A 1,310-nucleotide genomic window follows, 5' to 3' on the forward strand; every position below is an offset into this window, starting at 1 on the left:
ATCCGCCACGTCGCTATCGACGGGGCGCTGTTTCAGGCCGAAGTCGATGACCGCCAGATCATGGCCGTGCCAAGCGTCTACCTGAACGGGGTGAACTTCGGCCAGGGCCGCATGGGCCTGGAAGAAATCCTCGCCAAAATCGACACCAGCGGCATCGAGCGTCAGGCCGAAAAGATCAGCGCCAAAGAAGCCTTTGACGTACTGGTCGTCGGCGGTGGCCCGGCCGGTGCCGCGGCGGCGATCTATGCCGCCCGTAAAGGCATTCGCACCGGTGTCGCCGCTGAACGTTTCGGCGGACAGGTGCTCGACACCATGGCCATCGAGAACTTCATCTCCGTGCAGGAAACCGAAGGGCCGAAACTGGCCATGGCGCTGGAAGAACACGTCAAGCAATACGACGTCGACATCATGAACCTGCAACGCGCCGATAAATTGGTGCCGGGCAAGAACGGCGAGCTGCACGAAATCAAATTCGCCAGCGGTGCTTCGTTGAAAGCCAGGACCGTGATCCTCGCGACCGGTGCCCGGTGGCGTGAAATGAACGTCCCGGGTGAGCAGCAATACCGCAACAAAGGCGTGGCGTATTGCCCGCACTGCGACGGTCCGCTGTTCAAGGGCAAACGCGTGGCGGTGATTGGCGGCGGTAACTCCGGCGTTGAAGCGGCCATCGACCTGGCCGGTATCGTGTCCCACGTGACACTGCTGGAGTTCGACGTGCAGTTGCGCGCCGACGCGGTGTTGCAGCGCAAGTTGCACAGCCTGCCGAATGTTACGGTGATCACCCGTGCGCAAACCACTGAAGTCACCGGCGACGGTCAGAAGGTCAACGGCCTGCGCTACAAGGATCGCCAGTCGGACGAGGAGCGCGCTGTAGAACTGGAAGGGATCTTTGTGCAGATCGGTCTGCTACCCAACACCGACTGGCTCAAGGGCACCCTCGAGCTATCGCCGCGCGGCGAGATCATCGTCGATGCCCGAGGCGAGACTTCACTGCCGGGGGTGTTCGCTGCCGGTGACGTGACCACCGTGCCGTACAAGCAGATCGTGATCGCGGTGGGCGAGGGCGCCAAGGCTTCCCTCAGCGCATTCGATCACTTGATTCGGACTTCTGCGCCGGCGTGATCCGATAGCGCAAAAAAAAACAAAACCCCATGAGCGATCGTGGGGTTTTGTCGTGTGCAGCTTGTGAAAGCAGGCATGTACGGGAACCCGCTTTTGTGGGAGCGAGCTTGCTCGCGAATGCAGTGTATCAGGCGACTCAAGGGGTGAATGTGAGTCCGCATTCGCGAGCAAGTCGGATCGCACCACCG

Annotated in this window: 1 protein-coding gene; it reads left to right on the forward strand. The window is 61.1% G+C overall.

Translation table 11 applies throughout. The features are described 5' to 3' along the window. Positions 1–1,122, forward strand: a 1,122-nt coding sequence (gene ahpF, locus F8N85_RS34270) for an alkyl hydroperoxide reductase subunit F (RefSeq protein WP_150807690.1), incomplete at its 5' end; no start/stop codon positions are given. Positions 1,123–1,310 lie beyond the last annotated feature (188 nt).

It is taken from the genome of Pseudomonas fluorescens, from assembly GCF_902497875.1.
Taxonomy (GTDB): Bacteria; Pseudomonadota; Gammaproteobacteria; order Pseudomonadales; family Pseudomonadaceae; genus Aquipseudomonas; species Aquipseudomonas fluorescens_BR.